The organism is Chryseobacterium sp. RLHN22, assembly GCF_051011795.1.
Classification (GTDB): domain Bacteria; phylum Bacteroidota; class Bacteroidia; order Flavobacteriales; family Weeksellaceae; genus Chryseobacterium; species Chryseobacterium zhengzhouense.
Map to the genome: position 1 here is coordinate 42,264 of NZ_JBPCHW010000007.1, position 21,554 is coordinate 63,817.

Below are 21,554 nucleotides of genomic sequence, written 5' to 3' on the forward strand. Positions count from 1 at the left end.
ATTGTTTTTTAAACGCAAAGAGCGGAGTTTTTTTTATCTAATTGAGAATATTTTTTCGTTTGCAATGGCGTCTACTCAGCCACGTTCGCAAGCAATGCATTCTCGTGATGATTTATTATTTGATGATTTGACCTTTGTAATATTTCTCTAAAAAGAAACCAAGATCTGCTCTGTAACCAATTCCTGAAGCTTCAAATTTCCAGCTACCGTTTCTTTTGTACAAACGCCCGAATTCTACACCGGTTTCTATTGAAAAATCTTCATCAAGCTCGTATTTTGCAATTTCCTGATGGCTGTTATTATCAACAACTCTGATATAAGAATTTCTTACCATCCCGAAATTTTGCTTTCTTCTTTCAAAATCTTCAATAGTTACTACAAACAGTATCTCTTCCACTCTGGAATCTACTTTTTCAAGATCGATAATGATGGCCTCGTCATCGTCTCCATCACTGCTTTTTCCATCCGGATCATCTCCTGTATGCTGTAATGCTCCGTCCGGAGAATTGAGGTTATTATAAAAAACAAAATACTCATCACCGACAAGCTTCCTGTCTGAATCAATCATAATTGCTGAAGCATCCAAATCGAAAGCATAGCCGGTTCCTTCATTTGGATCCCAACCCAAACCAATTGTCATTTTTGTAAGCCCTAATTCTATTTTTTGCCCTTTCTGTAAATTAATTGCCATAATTTATAAATATAATTTTTCCCTTAAGATAGATTTGATTTTTGAATTAACCAAATTAATGATAAAAAGTCATACAGTTTTAAACTTTTTTTAATAATCACAAAAATTTTTAGACAAAAAAAATCCTGCTTCTCGAAACAGGACTTATAATATATTTAAGAGAATTAAACTTATTCTTCAATCATCATATTGTTACGGGCTTTTGCCAACATTGGAATAGAAATAAGACCCATCACCAACATCACAACGATCTGTAACGGAAGCGAAATAAATGAATACGTTAATCCCATTTCTCCGCCAAATTCAGCACTTTTACCCATCGCAAGAAACAATGCCATAAAACCATATTTCATCGCAAGATTAAATGCCCCGATTCCGCCACTTGCAGGGATAATCATACCCAAAGTTCCTACAACAATAATGAAAAACCCGTCTGCGAAAGTAAAATCTGAAGTTTCTGGAAGCGCAAAACAAACGAGATACGCGGCAAAATAATAAGAAATCCAAATTCCTAATGTATATATAATGAACTTCCCTTTTTCTTTTAATTTAAAAATTGATGTCAAGCCTTGAAGAATTCCATCAATAATACCAATGATTTTTCCTAAAACAGGAACATTGACAAATTTATTTTTAAAAATAAAAAATAAAACTCCAGCAATTGCTAAACCACCAAGAACCAGTAAAATCTTATTAGGATTTACATTGACTCCTGAATTTTCATAAAAAGATAAGATTGCTTCATATTTAAAAATTAAAGTCAATCCTAAAAATCCAAGCATACAAACCAAATCAACCACTCTTTCCAATATAATTGTTCCAAAAGATTTATCCACAGGAACTTTTTCAACACCATATAAAGCTGTGGCTCTTGCCAATTCGCCACTTCTCGGGATGGTAAGATTCATCAAATACCCAAAAGACAGTGACCAAAGAGCATTTGAACTTGAGATTTTGTGCCCCATCGGTTCTAATAATAAATTCCAGCGAATTGCCCTGAACCAATAGGCTAAAAGCGCAAAAACAGCAGCAAAAGCCACCCAAATATAATTTGCCTTTGCCAAAGATTTCTGAATGACTTTAAAGTCTAAACCTCTCAATGCTAACCACAAAAAAAAGCCTGCAAAAGCAAGCGAGATTACTATAGTGAGTACAGATTTTAAAGTTTTGTTTGATTTCTTCTCCATATTTACGTAAGAAGATTTGTTTTTTCGTCCGGGAAAACAATTTTCGGTTGAAAATTCTGAGCTTCTTCCGGGCTCATTTGAGCATAAGCAATAATAATGATAATATCATCGCGCTGAACTTTTCTTGCAGCGGGACCATTGAGGCAAACTTCTCCTGATTTTCTTTTCCCTTTGATCACATACGTATCAAAACGCTCTCCGTTGTTTACATTTACGATATATACCCTTTCCCCAACTACTAAACCTGCTGCCTCGATAAGATCTTCGTCAATGGTAATACTTCCTATATAATTAAGGTCTGAAGCCGTAACTCTTACCCTGTGAATTTTAGATTTAAATACTTCTATTAACATGATGCAAATTTATTAATAATATTTAAGAAAATCATTCTAAAATGAAATTTACAACTATCATATACTGAGGCAATTAATTTAACCAAACCCAAAATAATGCGAATTATTTTAAAAACTTAACAAGCATATCATCAAAAAAATCAATTGTTGACATCAAATTAAGAATTTAATAAATTTAAAAACAAATAGGCGAAATTTAGGAAAACCAATATACATAAGTAGTTGGCACGATTTTAGTATCTCAGAAGCTAGATTTTTCGCAAAGACATCAATTATGAAATTTTAATCGATTTCAAGAAATTTTAAAAAAAATCAATAAGTTTTTGCAAAAAATTTGCACAATTTGAAAATTGTTTTAAATTTGCTTTTATAACTAACTAACTTTTAATATTAAAAATTATGAACAAGTCTGAATTAATCGACGCAATCGCAAAAGACGCAGGAATCACTAAAGTGGCAGCAAAAGCAGCTTTAGAATCTTTCATTTCTAACGTAACTACAACATTGAAATCTAAAGACGGAAAAGTATCTTTAGTTGGATTTGGTACATTCTCTGTATCTGAAAGAGCTGCAAGACAGGGAATCAACCCTGCTACAAAGAAGCCAATTAAAATTGCTGCTAAGAAAGTAGCTAAATTTAAAGCGGGTGCAGACCTTTCAACTGCTGTTGCGGGAGCTGCTGCGGGAAAAAAGAAATAATCGTGCGATTATAAAAAAGCAAAACCTCATCATCTGATGGGGTTTTTTGTTTTCTATGGAGCCAAACGCGAAATTTTCCAGTCCAGACCACTCAGCTTGTAGATAATCCTATCATGCAATCTGTTGGGTCTTCCCTGCCAAAATTCTATTTCATATGGTTTTGCGATATAACCGCCCCAGTTTTCAGGTCTTGGAACTTCTGTATTTCCGTATTCTTTTTCTAAATTTTTCAATCTTTCTTCTAAAAACTCACGATCAGGAATTTCCTGGCTTTGCGGAGAAACAACCGCTCCAAGCTGGCTTCCTTTTGGCCTTGAGTGAAAATAGCCGTCACTCAGATTTTCAGCAACTCTTTCCAAATCTGCCTTGATAATAATCTGCCTTTCTAACCCCGGCCAAAAAAAATGCAGACAGGCTTTATGCGTTTTTTCGATTGATTTTCCTTTCCGGCTTTCATAGTTGGTGTAAAAAATAAATCCTTCATAGGTATATTGCTTTAACAAAACCATTCTTGTACGCGGACAGCCATCTTCTTCCAAGGTAGAAACCGACATTGCATTAGCTTCTGAGATGGATGGATTTTCTGAAGCTTCCAGAAACCAATCCCTGAATTGCTCAATAGGATTCTCTTTAATCTCACTTTCAACAAGTTGTAATTTTTCGTATACTTTTCTTTTATTGTGAAGGTTTTCCATGAATATTTTTATTAAATTTGAGTATGAATTACTCATACAAAGGTAAAATATTAATTTCCACACCTGATATTTCCGGCGACATTTTTTCAAGGTCAGTTGTTTTGGTAATTGATCATAATGAAAGTGGCGCGTTCGGTTTGATATTGAATAAGAAAAACAGCAAGATGAGTAATCGTTTCAGAAATTTCTTTGATTTCGAGATTGAAGTCTATGACGGCGGTCCTGTAGAAAACGATAAAGTTTTCTTTATTATTAAAGGAAAAAAAGTAACCGAACAATATACTGACATTACAGAAGAATTTTATTTAACTGAAGATATTGAGAGAATCATTAATGCCGTTCTTCAAAATGAAATCAGCATTCAGGATGTGAAAATATTTTCAGGATATTCCGGCTGGTCTTCTTTACAGCTTGATAATGAAATTCAGCAAAAAGTATGGACGGTTGTAGATGTTTATAATTTAGACTACACGCTTCCAAATGACCAGACATTATGGAAATCTATCATGCAAAATCTTGGCGGTGAGTATCTTTTGTGGGCCAACGCTCCGGAAGACATTTCTCTAAACTAATCATTACTTCACATAGAAGCGATATACTTTAACAAATTTTAAGTTTTCGTTAAACAATTATTAAGATACTTTTCACGTTCTTTGATAACCTAAAACAACGAACTATGAAAGCAATAAAATTACTGGCTTTATCATTAGCTTCTACCGCAATTCTTTCATTCACACCCGTTAGTAAAAAAATCATTGTAATTGACGCCGGACATGGCGGAAATGATTTAGGAGCCAATAAAAACGGCATCTTAGAGAAAGATCTTGTTTTAAAAATTGCTCAAGAGATCAAAAAAGCAAACGACAAAGACGGGAAATACGAAATTGTTTTAACCAGAGATAACGATATTTACGCAACTCTTTCGGAAAGAACAGCACAAATCAATAAGCTCAATCCTGAAATGGTTATTTCTCTTCATGTCAACTCAACTCCTGAAGCAGACACTCCGAAAAGTGGCCACGAGATATTTGTTCAGAGCAACGCTGAATCAAAATCTTTAGCTGAAAAATTATCTAAAAAACTCGGAAAATGTAATATCAAAGAACAGAATCTTCATATTCTTAAAAACTCTAAATCACCTGCACTATTGGTGGAATTAGGCTACATTAATAATACTCAGGAACGAGAATACCTAAACAGCAGCGACGGACAAAGAGAAATTGCCCAAAATTTTGCTGACTTCATCAACGAAAATTAATTTTAAAAATACAGTTTCTGATCTTAATCAGAATAAAACCCGGTAAAGGACGTCAGTGTTGTTTACCGGGTTTGTCAATTTTTAGAAGCTGTTTTTCCAGCTTTCAACCAATTCTGTGAAACGGTTGTTTTCAAATGTCTTATTTCTGATTTTCTTTACAGAAGAAATTCCTTTTTCGTCGGAAACCAATAAAATTTCTTCCGCTTTCTGAGACTCGAATGCAATGATCTCATGCTCCTGAATATCGGCAAGATTATTTTTATGCAGAAAGGTAACAAAATTCTCCAATAAAGGCGATATATAAGCTCCTTCAGACTGTTTCGGAACTTTAATTATATCTCCTTCCAAAAACAGAAGGTTTCCTGAGGTTGCTCTTGCAATTCGTTTATTAGGATTTAACAAAATCACGTCGTCCAAATCATTTTCCTGTGCATAGATTCCACCATAGATATTTTCCGGACAGTGCACCCGAATATTACTTAAAAGATTATTATTAACGTTGATTTCCTTTATTAAATCCAATTCCAAAGGTCTTTGCTGTATAGAAAGAACATCATCCATCTCATCCACTTCAAAATAATAGGAAACCGAAGATTTAGATAAAGTAATTCCGTCTGAATTTCTGAAGACAAGAAAATTGATGATTCCGTTCTGAACACCATTTCCTTCAATCACATTTTCAGTAAAAAGATTCTGAAAAAATTCGAGTGTATAGGTTAAAGGAATGTTCAGTCTCATTTTCCTCATCGATGCCATTAAAAAAAAATAGCATTCTTCATCCATAATCAGCTTTGAGTTTCGAATGAAAAATGAAACTTTCACAGCATCTCCGTAAAGAAAGGCACGGTTTTTCAACTGTAATTCTTCTGAAGTAAAATATGTATTTTCCAAAGTATGAATATTTATAAAAAAATAATGAACGATAAATCGTTCATCAGTTTTGTCGTTTAAAAACAGTACAGCCTACCATTAAGCGGCACCTAATTTTATTCTAAGATTTTCGATAAGGTTTTCCCAGTACATTGCGTTTTCCTCTTCGTCACCTTCTTCGCAGAAATCTGTAATATTTAAAGCTAAATCTTCTGTAATATCATCAATTGTAATCGTCATTTCGAAGAAGTTTTTTGTTCCTTCATCTTCTTCCCATCTGTAACGAACGAAACTTTCAGGCTTATATCTGATCAGAGTTGCCTTTTCAGCAGGACCTCCTCCCCAACTGAAAAAGAAATCATCGCCTTTCTCTACTACCTCATCCGCAAACCATTCAGATAATCCCTCCGCAGTTGCAAGATATTCATACAAAATCTCTGAAAGACAGTGCATTGGGAATTCGTAATGGACTTTATGTTTCGCCATATAACTTATTTTTAACGTGACGCAATATATAAATTAATTTTTTTATTACATAAGATTATAATTAAATTTTCATGATTTTTATCAGAAACTTTTATATTGTTTCAAAATGAATCTTAGAACAAATTTTCAGAATTATTTTTCAATAAAAAAGCTTCAAAGAAAGAGGCTTTAGAGTGACTTACTGATGATATTCTTCATTTAAAGCTTCAAGAATGATATTACAACCTTCCATAATTTCTTCTTTGGAAATTGTAAGTGGCGGAGAAATCCTCAGGTACTCATTTCTATACAACTGCCAGAACACAATCAACCCTTTTTCCATGCATTTTTTTGCAATATGCAAGGTAAATTCAGGAGTTCCGAGATTCACAGCAAGCATTAAGCCTTTACCATTGATATTTTTAATTTTAGGATGAACCAAAAGTTTGCGGTATAATTTTTCTTTTTCGTCTACTTCATTCATCAAACCGCTTTCCAGAACTTCTTTTAAAGTTGCATGAGAAGCTGCGGCAATTAAAGGATTCCCGCCAAAAGTTGTAATATGACCTAATTTCGGAGAATGCGAAAGAGTTTCCATAATTTTTTTAGAACTCATAAATGCTCCTACAGGAACACCACCACCCATTCCTTTTCCCATCACAAGAATATCCGGAACGATTCCGAAATGCTCAAAAGAAAACAACTTTCCTGTTCTTCCGAATCCTGGCTGAATTTCATCAAGAATCAACAAAGCACCAACTTCTTCACATCTTTTTTTCAGTTTAATTAAATAATCATCATTAGGAACTAAAAATCCTGCCGCTCCCTGAATGGTTTCAAGAATGACACACGCTGTTTTTTCTGTTATTTTATCGAAATCATCTTCATTATTAAATTCGATAAAAGAAACCATCGGCAACAAAGGACGGAATTCTCTTTTATGAAATTCATTCCCGGAAACACTTAACGCTCCGTGTGTATTACCGTGATAGGAATTTTTGAAAGAAACAATTTCTTCTCTTCCGGTGTATCTTTTTGCCAGTTTTAAGCTTCCGTCGATTGCTTCTGCTCCACTGTTGACCAAATAGGTAATTTCTAAAGGTTCAGGAGTAGCTTCAGCCAATAATCGGCAAAGTTCAACAGGTTTTTCCTGAGCGTATTCTCCGTAAACCATGACGTGAAGATATTTATCGGTCTGTTCTTTGATTGCGTTCACTACTTTCGGATGAGAGTGTCCTAAAGTATTTGCCGAAACGCCCGCCACAAAATCCAGATATTTTCTGCCGTCTTTTCCAAAAATATAGCTTCCTACTGCTTTTTCTACTTCAAAACCGGCTGCAAATTGGGTTGTTTGCGCCTGATATTTAAAAAAATCGTTTTGCATTTCCATTATATGAAAAATTTTTGCAAAGCTAAATAACATTCATCAGACGAAAAAATTTTATATATCAATAATCTGAAAGGATTAAAATTCTATGCTTTTAAAATAAGTTGCTTTAAGAGTCAATAAAACCATTAAGGTGATGTTTTGTATCCTTGTCAAGGTTTTAAACCTTGACAAGGATCATAGAAAAGATTTATAAAAAAAAGACCAGCTTAACAACTGATCTTTTCATTTATTTTCTTACCCTTTTAGGTTTTTTGGCTTCTTCTTTTGCCTTTTCTTTTTCTTCTGCTTCTTTTACCTTGTTATAAAGTGCGTCGTTTGGCTCATACTTGATTTCTTCGTAATTAGGCGAGTCGACGAGAATATCCTGCCATTTCCGTATTCGGTCTTTTGTATTCCAGTTGAAGTCGGGGAATTTCTTCTTATCAGGAGAAATCATACTCATAGGATAGGTTTCATCATTCGCTCCGATACTGCAGGAAATAATCTGAACTTTATTTTCTTCGAAAAGAGCACCAATAATTCCGCAGGTTGAAAGCGTTATTCCTATTCTTTCGTTCTTTTTTGTTTTTTCATTATAATCATCGGCATAAGTTATGGCCTGTGCATTTCCGATAACGTTTACCTGCTTAATATTTTTCCCTTCATAATAAACGGTCATCAAATTTCCTTTTACCTGATGAAATTCATCCAAAAGATTAAGGGAATCTACTTTAGCAATAGCCAAACCATTGCCGATTACTTTTAAAGAATCTATATTTTCTGTTTCTGTATTAAAATAAGCCTCTACTTTATCACCTGTAACCTGCTTTTCACCGCTCCAAAGAATAGGATCTGTGTACATGTGCATAATTCCGTCTGTTTCATTAAAAGCTATTGAATCTGCTCTTCCCTGTGCATCAGATTTATAAATTCTTGCTTTTTTAAACGCTCTCAGATAGCTTTTCTTTTTCGTAATATCTGCAGTATCGGGTTTCTGATAAGAAAGAATTTTTTCGGAGGCAAAATAAATAGAATCTTTTTCAAGAATTTTCACGGCATAAGGTCCTTTTGTCATCATTGCCGAATCTTTCTTCTCAAAAATTTCACCGTAACCACCTTTAATATATCTTTTTTCTAATGGATCGTCGAGGGTTACGTTTCCTGTTGCTTTTCCAAAACCGGTAAGCTGGTTGTAATACATTTCATCACCGGTAAGAATCTTGTCATTGTAATAAATCCGCGAATTTTTCGTAAGAAAAGATTCTTTGGTATTCATATTATGAGTTCCTTTCTCGGTAATAATCCTGTTTTTTGGATTTTTATTATTCGTAATTGTAGTGTAACCGTTAATAGTAACAATGTTTGTGTTTTGATTTTGTACTACATTATCGCCCTCCAACGTATAATCCTTATCCGTAATTTTCACTCTTCCTGTAAGATCGATAGTGCGGGTCGTAAGAAAGTAAGTAGCAGATTTTGCGTAGGTAATACTCTTCCCGTCATTGATGGTTCCCCCCGTATTGTAATAAGCCTGATTGGAAACCCTGTCATAATACATGGTTTCGGTCTTTATGATTGTTCCTTTAGGATCGGTAAGAACTACATTTTTCTTGGCAACTCCTTTTTGCGTATTTCCATCGTACTCCATTTCTGAGGAAGTAATAACGGAACCATCATTATTCTGAAGTCTCACATTACCGATTGCCCGGATAAAATTTTCTTCTTCATATCTGATGACTTCATCTGCCGAAAGCACAGAACCCTGGTGTTCGATCTGAACATTCCCTTTCAGATATTGATTACCATCATATTTTGTGGGATCTTTGATGATTTCATCTGCATGGATGATTCTTACCTTCTGCGCTGGTTTGCTTTTTTGTGGCTGATTTTTTACCGGATTTTGCAAATAAGGATCACGCTGCGCAGGTTTAGGACTAACCTGAGCCAAAGTAAACGAAGAAATAAAAACAAAGAGAAAAAGAATCAGTCTCATTGATTAATCATTCTTGGTGCCATAAAAATACAGCGAATGCGAATCAATTTTTACGCCAAAAGCTCCTTCTATTGCTTCTTTAATTCCCTGAATTCTAGGATCGCAGAATTCGATAATCTCTTCAATTTCTTTATCTGAATCTTTCTTGTAAATCACCAAATGATCGTGCTGCTTATCAAAATAAGATTTTTCGTAAGAAGATGAAGTCAGTGTTTTTTCTCCAAACTGGTGCTTACGGATCAATCCTGCATCAAGGAAAATTTCTATCGTGTTGTAAATCGTTGCTTTTGATACATGATATTTTTTCTGCATCATCAACAAATACAAATCATCGACGTTAAAGTGATGATCCATATTATAGATTTCCTCCAGAATTGTGTATCGTTCAGGCGTATTACGAAAACCTTTCTCAAGCAGATAATTTCGTAAAACGTCTTTGATTAAAGCTATATTTTTTTCTTTTTGTAAAGTATCCATTAAAAAATTTATCTTACAAATTTATTGATTTTTATTTAAATCAATATGATCCATTTCAGTCTCCTGAAACTTCCTTTAAGAATTATGCCTTAAAAATTCCGACTGCTGTATTCTGCTGCTTGAAATCGTTTCTTCCGTTAGTGGAGCCGATTCTACAATAACATTATGCGAGGTAACTCCCCAAGATTTGAAATCATCACTGCCAATATATTTAACGAAATTATAAATATTTAACGTTATTTTTTGTTTTACCGTTAAAAGAATATCGTTGATATAGGTGTTATCTATAATCACATATTTCAGATCTGGTGGAATATTGTGCGCTCTCAAAGACGGATGGCTGCTTCGGGAAGGAATTGTTCCGTCTGCCATTAAATCTTTCAGAACCATATTAAAATAATCGTTGATTCTTCGGTCAACTTTAAATCCTAAAAGGAAATTAATTTTATAAATTGTTCCCGGAAGAATTTCATCAACACTGTATTTAAAAGTGTAAGGATCTTCCTGATTCACAATACTCAAAATAAAGTAATGATCTGCTCTTTTAGGCTGCTTTTTGATGATTGAATAAATGATTTTAGATTCAATTTCGTCATTGCGTTTCGCACGGCTGAGATAAGCAAGATTGGTACAGTATTTCGGAATTGTTTCATCCAGCTTCATATCTTTGATGATATTGACGTATTTTCCAATTTTCACGTAGCTCGTAAAATTTGCTTTCAGTAACCTTCCGTTATACCATGCGTACATGCAAACTGCGATAAAACCACCAAGAACCATCGTTAGCCAACCACCTTCCATAAATTTCAGAACATTAGCATAGAAGAATCCAGATTCCAGAGCTAAATAAACTGCTACGAAGCCAAATATGAAAATTTTATTTACTCTCGTACGGCTCAGCCAATACGTAAGAAGTATCGTAGTCATCAGCATAGTAATGGTAATTGTCAAACCATAGGCCGCTTCCATATGCTCGGATTTCTGAAAGAAAATAACGACAATAAAACAGAAAAACATCAAACCCCAGTTGATTCGAGGAATATACATCTGTCCTTTTACCCCTGAAGGATATTCGATATGCTGATTCGGCCAGAATGATATAGACATGGCTTCAGAAAACATCGTAAATGAACCTGTAATTACAGCCTGACTTGCAATGATGGCTGCTGCTGTTGCTAAAATTACTCCCGGTAAAACCGCCCATTCAGGCATAATTCCGAAGAAAGGATTTACTCCTGTGAACACTTTCTGATAATTATCCAATAACCAGGCTCCCTGTCCTAAATAATTCAGAATCAGCATTACTTTAACAAAAACCCAGCTTACACGAATATTTTTTGCCCCGCAATGTCCTAAGTCTGAATACAATGCTTCCGCCCCTGTTGTACAAAGGAAAACTGCTCCCATAATGACTATTGCACTTGGCGAATGGGTAATCAGGTTATAGGCATATACAGGATTAAACGCCTTTAAAATTTCAATATGATCAAAAATATGCATGGCTCCGAAACCTCCCAAAACCAAAAACCAGGTAACCATGATTGGACCGAAAAACTTCCCGATTGAGGATGTCCCGAACTGCTGAACCAGAAAAACAACAAATAAAATAAAGAGGGTAATATAGACTACCGGAGTTTCAGGATTGTAAATTTTCAAACCTTCAATAGCCGACATTACGGTAAGAGACGGAGTAATGACACTATCTGCAACCAAGGTTGATGCCCCAATAATGGCGACTACATAGAGCCATTTCTTTTTCAGCCTTTTCACTAAAGAATACAGCGCAAGAATTCCGCCTTCTCCACGGTTATCTGCTTTCAGGGCAATGATCACATATTTAATTGTGGTCTGAAGAGTAAGTGTCCAGATGATACAGGATAATGCTCCTTCAATATATTCATCAAAAGGCATGGTTGCCCCTTGATTTCTTGCATTGACAATTGCTTTCATTACATACAAAGGAGAGGTTCCGATATCTCCAAATACGATTCCGAGAGAAACAATGACTCCCACAAATGAAAGTTTCTTAAGGTCGAAATGATGACCTCCTTCTGTAACTTCTGCCATGTCAGCGAATTATTTTTTAAAAGCGCAAATTTATATTAAATTTATGACGCAACGTCACATAAGTTATGCATTATATAAATGAAAAAACTTCCTTTCGGAAGTTTTTCTCTATAATTGCATAAAAATTATTTAACGTACATCGCTTTCTTGATTTCCTCTTTTACTTTTTCAAGTTTCGGGAACCATTCTGCAAATAAAGCTGATGAATATGGAGCAGGTGCATCAGGAGTAGTAATTCTCTTGATCGGTGCATCCAGATAATCAAATGCTTTTTGCTGTACCATATAAGTAATCTCTGAAGATACAGAACCAAATGGCCAAGCTTCTTCTAAAATCACCAGTCTGTTTGTTTTCTTCACTGAAGCTAAAATAGTATCGAAGTCTAAAGGACGAACCGTTCTAAGATCGATTACTTCTACAGAAATACCTTCTTTAGCCATATCTTCAGCCGCCTGAATAGCCAATTTCATGATTTTTCCGAAAGAAACCAAAGTAACATCAGTACCTTCTCTTTTAATATCTGCTTTCCCAATAGGGATGTAATACTCTTCTTCAGGAATTTCCATTTTATCTCCATACATCTGCTCAGATTCCATGAAGATTACAGGGTCATTATCCTGAATAGCTGTTTTTAATAATCCTTTCGCATCATAAGGGTTTGAAGGAACTACTACTTTAAGACCAGGAATATTTGCATACCAGTTTTCGAAAGCCTGAGAGTGCGTTGCTCCCAACTGGCCTGCAGAAGCTGTAGGGCCACGGAAAACAATCGGACAGTTCCACTGGCCACCGCTCATCTGACGGATTTTTGCTGCGTTGTTAATAATCTGATCAATCCCCACAAGCGCAAAGTTGAACGTCATATACTCTACAATCGGTCTGTTACCATTCATTGCTGCACCAACAGCAATCCCTGAAAACCCAAGTTCTGCAATAGGTGTATCGATTACTCTTTTAGCACCAAACTCATCCAACATTCCTTTTGAAGCTTTGTATGCACCATTGTATTCTGCTACTTCTTCTCCCATTAGAAAAATGGATTCGTCTTTACGCATTTCCTCGCTCATTGCCTGTGCAATTACCTCACGAAAAGTATATTCTGCCATATTTATTTGAAAAATTTAGAGTACAAAAATAGTGTTTTTTTATTATTTACATAACAAAAAAGACAACTCATTGCGGAGTTGCCTTGTATTTTAATATTTATTTTATGCAGATTAATCTACTTTATGCCATGTTTGGGTTTTCATAGCGATACCCAAAACTATAGCTTTCACTTTAAGTGTATTTCCTTCTCTTACAATTTCTGTCTTGTAGGTTTTACCATCTTTTGGATTTGTGATTGTTCCTCCGCCAAATTCGTTTCCGTCTTTGGATAAACCTCTGATAATTTCCATCCCGATTAAAGGTTTGTTTTTTCGATCGTCTTTACATTTTACACAATTGTTATTCTCCGGCTTTATCAGAAGCTGAGAAATTTTACCGTAATATTTCCCGTCGCTTTTCTTAAAAATCTCTACAATAGACTTTGGTTGTTTTGTTTCATCATCTATCGTTTTCCATTTACCTTCAATCTGCGCAAATGACATCACGCTGAACAAAGAAAGAACAAATGTTGCTAATAATTTTTTCATATTATAAAGTTTAATTTTAATTTATAGATCAATTAATTGTTGATTAGTTAAAAATATAAATAAATTTTAAACACACAAACATTTTTGTTATCCTTTGCATATATAACAGAAGATTTGAATTGTTTAAAAATTAAACAAGATGAAATTTAATTCAGTTTTCTGTTGATGACACGGTTCATATAATCCTGATACCAGGCTTTAGCAATCTGTTTTCCTTTTTCGGTTTCGGGAGTTTTTAGTTTGTCGTTCAGGTTATTTTCAAAACCTAAATCATTTTTATCATAAATTCCTGTGATATTTTTACCGTCAAATCTGTAAATATAATTTCCAATAATAAACTGCTCTGAAGTTCCGTCCGAATTAACGATCAGGTACGGATATTTTTTTTCGCTCAGTAAACTCCTTCCCCAACTTCTGACTTTTTTGTTATATCCTATTAAATCTGCCAAAGTAGGATAAATATCAATCTGTTGTGCCAATTCATTATTTACACCTTTTAAATTATATACAGGATTGGGAGAATAAAAGATCAACGGAACTGCAAAACGGTTCATTGCTTTTTCGTATTCAGGATAGTAAATCTGGTTGGGATGATCGCCCGTAAATACAAAAATAGTATTCTTGAACCAAGGCTGTTTTTTAGCAGTTTCAAAATATTTTTTAATGGAATAATCAGTATATTCCATAGGCTCATGCATTTCAACTTTACCTTTTTTGAATTTTCCGATATATTTTTCAGGAATCTTGAACGGATGATGTGATGACGCGGTAAAAACCGTCGCCATAAAAGGTTGAGTTTTTCCTACATTCTTTGCAAAATACTGTAAAAAAGGTTCATCCCAGATGGCCCACATTCCGTCGAAATCTTTGTCATTATTATATTCATTTTTACCATAATAATGTTTGTAGCCCAAAATATTCCCGAAACCTAAGAAACCCATCGAACCATTCGGTGCACCATGATAAAATGAAGTATCGTACCCCATATCATTACAAACAGAAACAATGGACTGGATTTTCTGATTCGAATATGGTGAGCTCGTAAAAGCATCCGTTAAACTCGGAATTCCTGCCAAAATACTGCTCATCCCGTGAATCGATTGTCTTCCGTTGGCAAAAGTATTCGGGAAAATGAGACTCTCATTCGCTAAACTATCAATAAACGGCGTGTAAGAAACATAATCTTTGATGTTTTTATCTTTATTAAAAGCTCCGGAATATTCTCTTCCGAAAGATTCTACAATAAAAATTACAACATTAGGTTTACCCTGAACTTCTCTTTCATAAGTTTTGTACGGATAAATATTATCATCAATAAATTTCTGATCGACAAACTGAACTTCTCTGAAATTATTGGTTCCCAACGTTCTGAAAAAAGAAAAAGTAGAATTCAGCACAATATTTCCCTGAAGCGGAGTTTTCACAAATCGATTGGCATCTACAAGATTGATTGGTCTTGTGCTGTGTTTAAAATCTCCTCTGATTCCGCCAACAATTAAGACCGCAGAAATACATAAAGTAAGAATTGATAAAACAAAATAAGGAATTAATTTTACCGGCTTTCTATATTCAATTTTAAATCTCTTATAAAGAAAAACCCATACAGTCATTAATACCACAAACCACAAGACCACAAAAGGATGTTCTTGGGTAGAAGCCGTAAAAACTTTCAAAATATTGGTTTCATGTTTCGCAACCTGAAAAGCTGCCGAAGTAAGTCTTGTCTGGGAAAATTTATAGTAAATAAAATCTCCGAAATTCATGGCATAAGCAATTCCGTTGGTAACAAAATACAGCCAGAACAGGAATTTCTGATAACCGCTTTTTGTATTGATAACAATCGGAATTAAGCTTAAAAAGATAAACAGAACGTTAACGTAAAGAATCGCCGTTAAATCAAACGCGATCCCATGAAAAGCAAGATTCAGATAATCTGAAACACTGTCTACTTTTATTAAATCTTTATTGAAAAACCAAAACAGAAGTCTTGCGATCTGATAAAACACAAAAGCCAAAAAAATCCTGTAGCACAAAACCAGAACTTCTTCTTTTCTGAATTCTTTAAAAAATTTCATTTGTCTGTATAATTGCTTTTAAAGATGTAATGTTATCAGACGTCACTTTACTTTAAATTTTTGACTGACAACAAATTTGCTGCGCAAATTTAAGCTAAATTCATATGTAGATATTTATTTTTTTTAATGGCCATATGCAATCGCCAATTTATATTGCCTTCATATTTCACTGTTAGTTACAGCGATTTCACAGGAATGTAATTTTTAGTTCATATTAATTAAGGTTAAAGTTTTTAAAAACTGTAATTTTGCTGCTATGAATTTCATAAAGAACAATCTCGCAAATGCAATCACATTGGGTAACCTTTTTTCGGGTTGTATAGGCGCCGTACATTTACTTTTAGGCGATTACCAGACGACTGCCATCTGCATTATTTTATCTTTGGTTTTAGATTTTTTCGACGGATTTGTAGCGAGAGCTTTAAAGGCAAACTCCAACTTGGGAACCCAGCTCGATTCTCTGGCAGATATGGTAAGTTTCGGATTGATTCCCGGATTAACAATTTTTGTTTCTCTTCTCGAAGTTGACAATAGCAATTCTTTAAATTTTATAGATTACGGATATTTACTTCTCAACGAACAGCGTTGGATTTCTTATTTTGGATTTATTATTACGCTTTTTTCTTGTTTAAGATTGGCAATTTTTAATCTGGATGAGGATCAGAAATATTATTTTAAAGGTTTAAACACCCCTTCAAATACCATCTTGATTTTTGGCTTATATGTAGCGCATAAAGAAGCTTCTGCTTTCAGTTTTTTATTTGAAAATGAAAGTTACTTATTGATTTTAACGGCAATTTCATCTTGGCTTTTAGTCAGCCCCATCAAAATGATTGCCATGAAATTTAAATCGATGAAACTGCAGGATAATTATCCGAAATTGGCTTTATTGATTGGTTCGATTCTTATTTTATGCATATTTAAAATTGTCGGAATTCCATTAGTCATTATTTATTATATCTTAATTTCTCTTATCTTTCAAAAACAACTTAAATAGTTATAAATTTTGAGTTCTAAGTGATAAATTAATCGATTTAAGTAACTCATATTTTATAACTTATAATTCAAACTTACAAAAAAATGAACTTAAAGCTCCATAAACCTCTTTGCATATTCGACCTTGAAACAACCGGAACGAATGTTGGTAAAGACAGAATTGTTGAAATCTGCATTTTAAAAGTAAATCCTGATGCTTCAAGAGAAAGCAAAACATGGAAAGTAAATCCGGGTGTTCCGATTCCTAAAGAATGTAGCGACATTCACGGGATTTATGACGAAGATGTAAAAGATGCACCGACTTTCAAGGAAATCGCTCCTAAAATTGTTGAAATGATTTCAGGCGCCGACTTGGGCGGCTTTAATTCTAACCGTTTCGATGTTCCCTTGTTGGCTGAAGAACTGCTTCGTGCCGATTTTGATTTTGATTTAAATAAATTCAAATTGGTTGATGCACAGACCATTTTCCATAAAAAAGAACCAAGAAACTTAAGTGCAGCTTACCAGTTTTATTGCGGAAAAACGTTGGAAAATGCGCATTCTGCAGAAGCAGATGTTCTGGCAACCTTTGAAGTTTTGGATGCACAGGTTGGAAAATACGATGACATTTCAAATGAAGTTGCAGAACTGAGTGAATTTTCGACTCAGAATAAATTTGCCGACTTAGCAGGAATGATTCATTACAACGCAAAAAATCAGGAAATTTTTGCATTTGGTAAATATAAAGGACAGGTTGTAAAAGAAGTCTTCCAGAAAGATTTAGGATATTACGGATGGCTGCAAAATGCTGATTTTCCTTTGTATACCAAGAAAGTTTTTACAAGAATTCAGCTTTCGAGTAAATTTTAGTTTTTTTTAACCGCAAAAGAAGCAAAAGACTTATTGAATCTTAAAGTTCTATAAAAGCAAACAAAACAGTCAATGATAATTTACTTTTTTGTAAACTTTTTAAAGTTTTATTTTCAGCACATTCTTTGCTTCTTTTGCGATAAATGAAATCATATAAATGAATAATTTAGTTAAGTTTAAATTCTATGAAACAGCGCTTGAAGCCAATCGAGACAAACAAATTCTGTCTGAAAATGGCATCAACAGTTTTATCGCCAACGAACAGCTGATTCAGTCGGATTGGTTGCTTTCACAGGCAGTTGGCGGAATACAGCTGCAGGTTTTTGAAGATGATTTTGAAAATGCCGAAAAAATTTTAACTGAATATCAGGAAAACGAACAATTTGCTCTTGAGGTAGAACATACGATTGAAAATCCTGATTTTGATTTTGTTTGCCCGAAATGCGGTTCAAATCACTTTTACAAAGATGACAGCTCGACAAGCTTCTTTGGGATTTCGATTTTATCGAATGAAAACTATGTTTGCTACTACTGTGGAAACAAGTTTAAACATGGATGAGATGGAAGCTGGATGATGGAAGCGGGAAGTTTATATGATTGAGAATATATTTTGAGATTGCTTCGTCGTTATGACAGAATGAAAAATTCACAATTGACTTACGAAGTAAAATTGACTATTGGCTTTTCGTAACTAGCCCCGATTGCAGCGGCATCCTTTTGTGGAGCAAAGCGGAACAAAAGATACAGCGGAAAGCGGGAAGCAGCTCCTGATAATTAGTAATAAGCAATAAATAATGAGTGATCATTAATCTAATACATTATGAAAATAATCTGCATAGGAAGAAATTACAGCGAACACGCAAAGGAACTGGGAAATGCAATTCCCGACAAACCAGTGATTTTTATGAAACCCGATACAGCGGTTTTGAAAGGAAACGATTTTTACATTCCTGAATTTTCAAACGATGTACATTACGAGCTTGAAATAGTCGTAAAAATTTCAAAAGGCGGAAAATACATTCAGAAAGAAACCGCTCACAAACATTACGAAGAAATCGGTTTGGGAATCGATTTTACAGCAAGAGATTTGCAGAGCGATTTAAAATCTAAAGGTCTTCCGTGGGAACTGGCGAAAGGTTTTGACGGTTCGGCTGTTGTGGGAAATTTCTTCAAAAAAGAGAATTACAATCTCGAATCTCTGAATTTTTCTTTATTAAAAAACAAGGATAAAGTTCAGGATGGAAACTCAAAAGATATGATTTTCAGTATTGATGATATTATTACTTTTGTATCACAGTATTTCACTTTGAGAGTTGGCGATCTTATTTTTACCGGAACTCCTGAAGGTGTAGGGAAAGTTTCTGAAAACGATATTCTGGAAGCTTATCTTGAAAATGAAAAAGTTTTAGACGTCAGAATCATGTAGAATATCATTTGATATTGGTCTGTTTTTTTCATATCTTTAAGAAGACTTAAATTACAAATTATGATAAACATTATCTTACCCGTCGATTTTGGAGAAAAAACAGATCAGCTCGTAGACGGAGCCGTAAAATTCGCCAAAGAAGTAAACGGAAAAATATGCCTGATTCACGTTGCGCCAACCGACATTGGTTTTGCAATCGGCGATATGGGATATCAGTATTTTCCGGAAGTTGAAGAAAATGAAATCAGAGAAGAATTGGTGCTTTTAAATAAGATCAATCAAATAATTCTGGCTCAGGATGTTGATTGTGAGCATATTCTAAAGCAGGGCATCGCAAAAGATATTATTTTGGAATATGCCGACCTGAAAAATGCAAGTTATATTGTAATGGGCTCTCACGGAAGAAGCGGCATTTACGATGTATTTGTAGGAAGCTTAACAAAAGGATTGACGAAAAGCTCTAAAATTCCGGTTTTGGTTCTTCCGATTCACGATTAAAAATATTTTAAGCATAATAAAAAAGACCGATCAAAAAATTTGACCGGTCTTTTTCTATATAACCAATTAATTAACCTTCTTTTTTGTAGATCGTTGGATCGTAGTAAGGATGCTTTCCTTCTGTCGGAGAATAATATTCTTTGTCTTTATCACCTCCCAATGTTGCTACCAATACATAGCACCAGTATGTGAACAATGCACAGCATACGATGAATAAGATCCAGTTTAATACATTTCCAAAAGTATCGAAAAAACCGAAAGACCATTTGAAAACACCGCTTAAGAATAGAAAGAAAGACGTCATTATTTCCTTTTTTAAATTAACTTTGCACAAATTTATAAAAAATGTTTAGATTACTTTCAAAAGAAAGCAATATTTTTTCAATTCCTGTTTATATTGGTTTTCTTCTTTTAATTGTAATATTGTTTAACATTCTGAATTTCAACACTTACGAAGCAATTATTGCTGGAATTACATTTCTGGGAATTGCTTTGGGATATTTCTGTTTTAATGCGATTGGGCTGAGTTACAATACGCATCTCTCTTTATTTCTGTATACATTCTTTATTTTCGGGCTTTACGACGGAGACCTTGACCTCGGAATTGCCGTTGCACTGCTTACCAATTCTTTCCTTCTTCTTCTTTTGACAAGTACAGATGAAGATCTGAGAAAGAAATCGTATGTTTTGGTAGGGTCTATTGTTGCATTAAATTTCATATTCCTTCCTACGACATGGCCGATGATGTGTTTCGTACTGATTCATTTGATTGTCACTTCCGAAAGAGTCGGTTTGAATATTTTCAGGTTTCTTTTAGGGATTGCAATGATTGCGCTGAGTTATTTTTCAGTCATGTTTTTCATACAGTTTAATTCGTGGGATCCTGCCTATATCCCTTTCGGGAAAATGAAAGTAATGACTGATTATACAGAACTGTTTCCGCTGTTTCCAGTCGTTTTAATGCTCATTTATGCAATTTACGACCATTTTAAACATTACAATAAAAAAAGCCCGGTAAGCAGATATAAATATACTTTTCTGCTGGTATTTTCACTGGCCCAATTGGTGAGTATTATACTTTATATGAATAAAAGCTACGAATATCTTTTACTTCTGGCTTTTCCGTCAACAATTATTCTGAGCAGGATGTTTAAGTTTTTGCCTAAATACTGGATGCAGGAAGCTTGCGTATGGCTCACCATCATCAGTATGATTACTTTCAAAGCCGGAGCTCATTTCAATTTATTTTAAGATTAAAGATTATGATTCAAATAGACGATAAATTAATTTCTGAAGATATTTTCTCCGAAGAATTTGTTTGCAACCTTACAAAATGTAAAGGTGCATGTTGCGTGGAAGGTGATGTGGGAGCTCCTCTCGACAAAGATGAGCTTGTGATTTTAGACAATATTTACGATAAAATAAAACCTTACCTTACTGAAGCCGGAATTAAAGCTTTAGACGAACAGGGAACCTGGACAACCGACCCGATGGACGGAATGTACGTAACTCCAATGGTGGAAAACGCCGAATGCGCCTACGTTACCTTTGATGAAAAAGGCATTACAAAATGCGGAATTGAAAAAGCATACGAAGACGGTGCAATAGACTGGCAAAAACCAATTTCCTGTCATTTATACCCTATCAGAATTACAGAATATTCTACATTTTCTGCATTAAATTATCACGAATGGAATGTCTGCAGCGATGCCTGTACTTTAGGAAAAGAATTGCAGGTTCCTGTTTATAAGTTCCTGAAAACTCCGCTTACAAGGAAGTATGGTGAAGATTTTTATGCAACTTTGAGTGATGTTGCGGAAGAGTGGAAAAAGGAATACGGCAAATAGTTTTATTTGAGATTTGAAATTCGAGATTCGAAATTTGAGATTCGAAATTTGAGATTTTGAAAATCCATTTGGCTCAAATTTATTAAGTTCCGAACGGACAACTTT

24 protein-coding genes are annotated in these 21,554 nt (G+C 34.4%); 10 read left to right on the top strand and 14 right to left on the bottom strand.

Translation table 11 applies throughout. From position 1 onward, the window contains the following. Positions 1–115: 115 nt before the first annotated feature. From ACR1PN_RS08925 to panD, 3 genes are all read right to left on the bottom strand, one after another. Positions 116–691 carry a TerD family protein gene (locus tag ACR1PN_RS08925; RefSeq protein WP_378182109.1) on the bottom strand — a complete coding sequence of 192 codons (576 nt, stop codon included), beginning with the start codon at positions 689–691 and terminating at the stop codon, positions 116–118. A 170-nt stretch (positions 692–861) separates the two neighbouring features. Then, positions 862–1,878, bottom strand: a complete 1,017-nt coding sequence (locus tag ACR1PN_RS08930) for a lysylphosphatidylglycerol synthase transmembrane domain-containing protein (RefSeq protein ID WP_433979754.1) — start codon at positions 1,876–1,878, stop codon at positions 862–864. A 2-nt stretch (positions 1,879–1,880) separates the two neighbouring features. After that, entirely contained in the window at positions 1,881–2,231 is a 351-nt protein-coding gene (panD, locus tag ACR1PN_RS08935) for an aspartate 1-decarboxylase (protein WP_433979755.1), read from the bottom strand. A 399-nt stretch (positions 2,232–2,630) separates the two neighbouring features. Between panD and ACR1PN_RS08940 the strand changes: the two genes are divergently transcribed. Beyond that, complete coding sequence (locus ACR1PN_RS08940) at positions 2,631–2,930, top strand: HU family DNA-binding protein (protein ID WP_378182116.1); 300 nt, start codon at positions 2,631–2,633, stop codon at positions 2,928–2,930. A 53-nt stretch (positions 2,931–2,983) separates the two neighbouring features. On the opposite strand, the gene pdxH is transcribed toward ACR1PN_RS08940, so the two are convergent. Further along, positions 2,984–3,625 (bottom strand): pyridoxamine 5'-phosphate oxidase, encoded by a 642-nt coding sequence (gene pdxH / locus ACR1PN_RS08945; protein WP_433979756.1) that lies wholly within the window; start codon positions 3,623–3,625, stop codon positions 2,984–2,986. Positions 3,626–3,648: 23 nt separating this feature from the next. On the opposite strand from pdxH, the gene ACR1PN_RS08950 reads away from it, so the two are divergent. Both ACR1PN_RS08950 and ACR1PN_RS08955 read left to right on the top strand, forming a co-directional pair. Beyond that, a complete protein-coding gene (locus ACR1PN_RS08950; RefSeq protein ID WP_433979757.1) occupies positions 3,649–4,197 on the top strand; it encodes a YqgE/AlgH family protein in 549 nt (182 codons plus the stop codon). A 104-nt stretch (positions 4,198–4,301) separates the two neighbouring features. After that, positions 4,302–4,883, top strand: coding sequence for an N-acetylmuramoyl-L-alanine amidase family protein (locus tag ACR1PN_RS08955; protein ID WP_433979758.1), 582 nt, complete (start codon positions 4,302–4,304; stop codon positions 4,881–4,883). A gap of 81 nt (positions 4,884–4,964) precedes the next feature. On the opposite strand, the gene ACR1PN_RS08960 is transcribed toward ACR1PN_RS08955, so the two are convergent. The 9 genes from ACR1PN_RS08960 to ACR1PN_RS09000 all read right to left on the bottom strand — a co-directional run bounded on the left by ACR1PN_RS08960 (position 4,965) and on the right by ACR1PN_RS09000 (position 15,833). Then, positions 4,965–5,774 carry an aminotransferase class IV gene (locus tag ACR1PN_RS08960; RefSeq protein ID WP_433979759.1) on the bottom strand — a complete coding sequence of 270 codons (810 nt, stop codon included), beginning with the start codon at positions 5,772–5,774 and terminating at the stop codon, positions 4,965–4,967. Positions 5,775–5,852: 78 nt separating this feature from the next. Further along, the gene (locus ACR1PN_RS08965) at positions 5,853–6,239 is read right to left on the bottom strand and encodes an START-like domain-containing protein (RefSeq protein ID WP_034673241.1); all 387 of its coding nucleotides are present in this window, start codon (positions 6,237–6,239) and stop codon (positions 5,853–5,855) included. Positions 6,240–6,417: 178 nt separating this feature from the next. Continuing rightward, the gene (locus ACR1PN_RS08970; protein ID WP_433979760.1) at positions 6,418–7,602 is read right to left on the bottom strand and encodes an aspartate aminotransferase family protein; all 1,185 of its coding nucleotides are present in this window, start codon (positions 7,600–7,602) and stop codon (positions 6,418–6,420) included. Positions 7,603–7,834: 232 nt separating this feature from the next. Further along, a complete protein-coding gene (locus tag ACR1PN_RS08975; protein WP_433979761.1) occupies positions 7,835–9,580 on the bottom strand; it encodes an OstA-like protein in 1,746 nt (581 codons plus the stop codon). Positions 9,581–9,583: 3 nt separating this feature from the next. Further along, on the bottom strand, positions 9,584–10,057 hold the full coding sequence (locus ACR1PN_RS08980; protein WP_047399628.1) for a Fur family transcriptional regulator: 474 nt from the start codon (positions 10,055–10,057) through the stop codon (positions 9,584–9,586). Positions 10,058–10,132: 75 nt separating this feature from the next. Continuing rightward, positions 10,133–12,124: a KUP/HAK/KT family potassium transporter gene (locus ACR1PN_RS08985; RefSeq protein ID WP_378182139.1), complete on the bottom strand. Its 1,992-nt coding sequence runs from the start codon at positions 12,122–12,124 to the stop codon at positions 10,133–10,135. 125 nt (positions 12,125–12,249) lie between these two features. Further along, positions 12,250–13,230, bottom strand: coding sequence for a pyruvate dehydrogenase complex E1 component subunit beta (locus ACR1PN_RS08990; protein ID WP_433979762.1), 981 nt, complete (start codon positions 13,228–13,230; stop codon positions 12,250–12,252). 111 nt (positions 13,231–13,341) lie between these two features. Continuing rightward, positions 13,342–13,758 (bottom strand): DUF2147 domain-containing protein, encoded by a 417-nt coding sequence (locus ACR1PN_RS08995; protein ID WP_378182145.1) that lies wholly within the window; start codon positions 13,756–13,758, stop codon positions 13,342–13,344. Positions 13,759–13,904: 146 nt separating this feature from the next. After that, positions 13,905–15,833, bottom strand: a complete 1,929-nt coding sequence (locus ACR1PN_RS09000) for an LTA synthase family protein (protein WP_433979763.1) — start codon at positions 15,831–15,833, stop codon at positions 13,905–13,907. 256 nt (positions 15,834–16,089) lie between these two features. Here ACR1PN_RS09000 and ACR1PN_RS09005 point away from each other — a divergent pair, with 256 nt between their 5' ends. The 5 genes from ACR1PN_RS09005 to ACR1PN_RS09025 all read left to right on the top strand — a co-directional run bounded on the left by ACR1PN_RS09005 (position 16,090) and on the right by ACR1PN_RS09025 (position 19,602). Further along, positions 16,090–16,830 (top strand): CDP-alcohol phosphatidyltransferase family protein, encoded by a 741-nt coding sequence (locus ACR1PN_RS09005; protein WP_433979764.1) that lies wholly within the window; start codon positions 16,090–16,092, stop codon positions 16,828–16,830. Positions 16,831–16,913: 83 nt separating this feature from the next. After that, complete coding sequence (locus tag ACR1PN_RS09010) at positions 16,914–17,678, top strand: exonuclease domain-containing protein (protein WP_378182155.1); 765 nt, start codon at positions 16,914–16,916, stop codon at positions 17,676–17,678. A 157-nt stretch (positions 17,679–17,835) separates the two neighbouring features. After that, on the top strand, positions 17,836–18,237 hold the full coding sequence (locus ACR1PN_RS09015; RefSeq protein WP_433979765.1) for a DUF2007 domain-containing protein: 402 nt from the start codon (positions 17,836–17,838) through the stop codon (positions 18,235–18,237). 261 nt (positions 18,238–18,498) lie between these two features. Then, positions 18,499–19,104: a fumarylacetoacetate hydrolase family protein gene (locus ACR1PN_RS09020; RefSeq protein ID WP_433979766.1), complete on the top strand. Its 606-nt coding sequence runs from the start codon at positions 18,499–18,501 to the stop codon at positions 19,102–19,104. A 60-nt stretch (positions 19,105–19,164) separates the two neighbouring features. Beyond that, entirely contained in the window at positions 19,165–19,602 is a 438-nt protein-coding gene (locus ACR1PN_RS09025; protein ID WP_433979767.1) for a universal stress protein, read from the top strand. Positions 19,603–19,672: 70 nt separating this feature from the next. Here the strand turns inward: ACR1PN_RS09025 and ACR1PN_RS09030 are convergent, their stop codons facing one another. Further along, the gene (locus ACR1PN_RS09030) at positions 19,673–19,906 is read right to left on the bottom strand and encodes a DUF6341 family protein (RefSeq protein WP_378182167.1); all 234 of its coding nucleotides are present in this window, start codon (positions 19,904–19,906) and stop codon (positions 19,673–19,675) included. 41 nt (positions 19,907–19,947) lie between these two features. Here ACR1PN_RS09030 and ACR1PN_RS09035 point away from each other — a divergent pair, with 41 nt between their 5' ends. Both ACR1PN_RS09035 and ACR1PN_RS09040 read left to right on the top strand, forming a co-directional pair. Beyond that, complete coding sequence (locus tag ACR1PN_RS09035) at positions 19,948–20,853, top strand: DUF6427 family protein (protein WP_433979768.1); 906 nt, start codon at positions 19,948–19,950, stop codon at positions 20,851–20,853. Positions 20,854–20,864: 11 nt separating this feature from the next. Continuing rightward, positions 20,865–21,449 (top strand): DUF3109 family protein, encoded by a 585-nt coding sequence (locus ACR1PN_RS09040; protein WP_433979769.1) that lies wholly within the window; start codon positions 20,865–20,867, stop codon positions 21,447–21,449. Positions 21,450–21,554 lie beyond the last annotated feature (105 nt).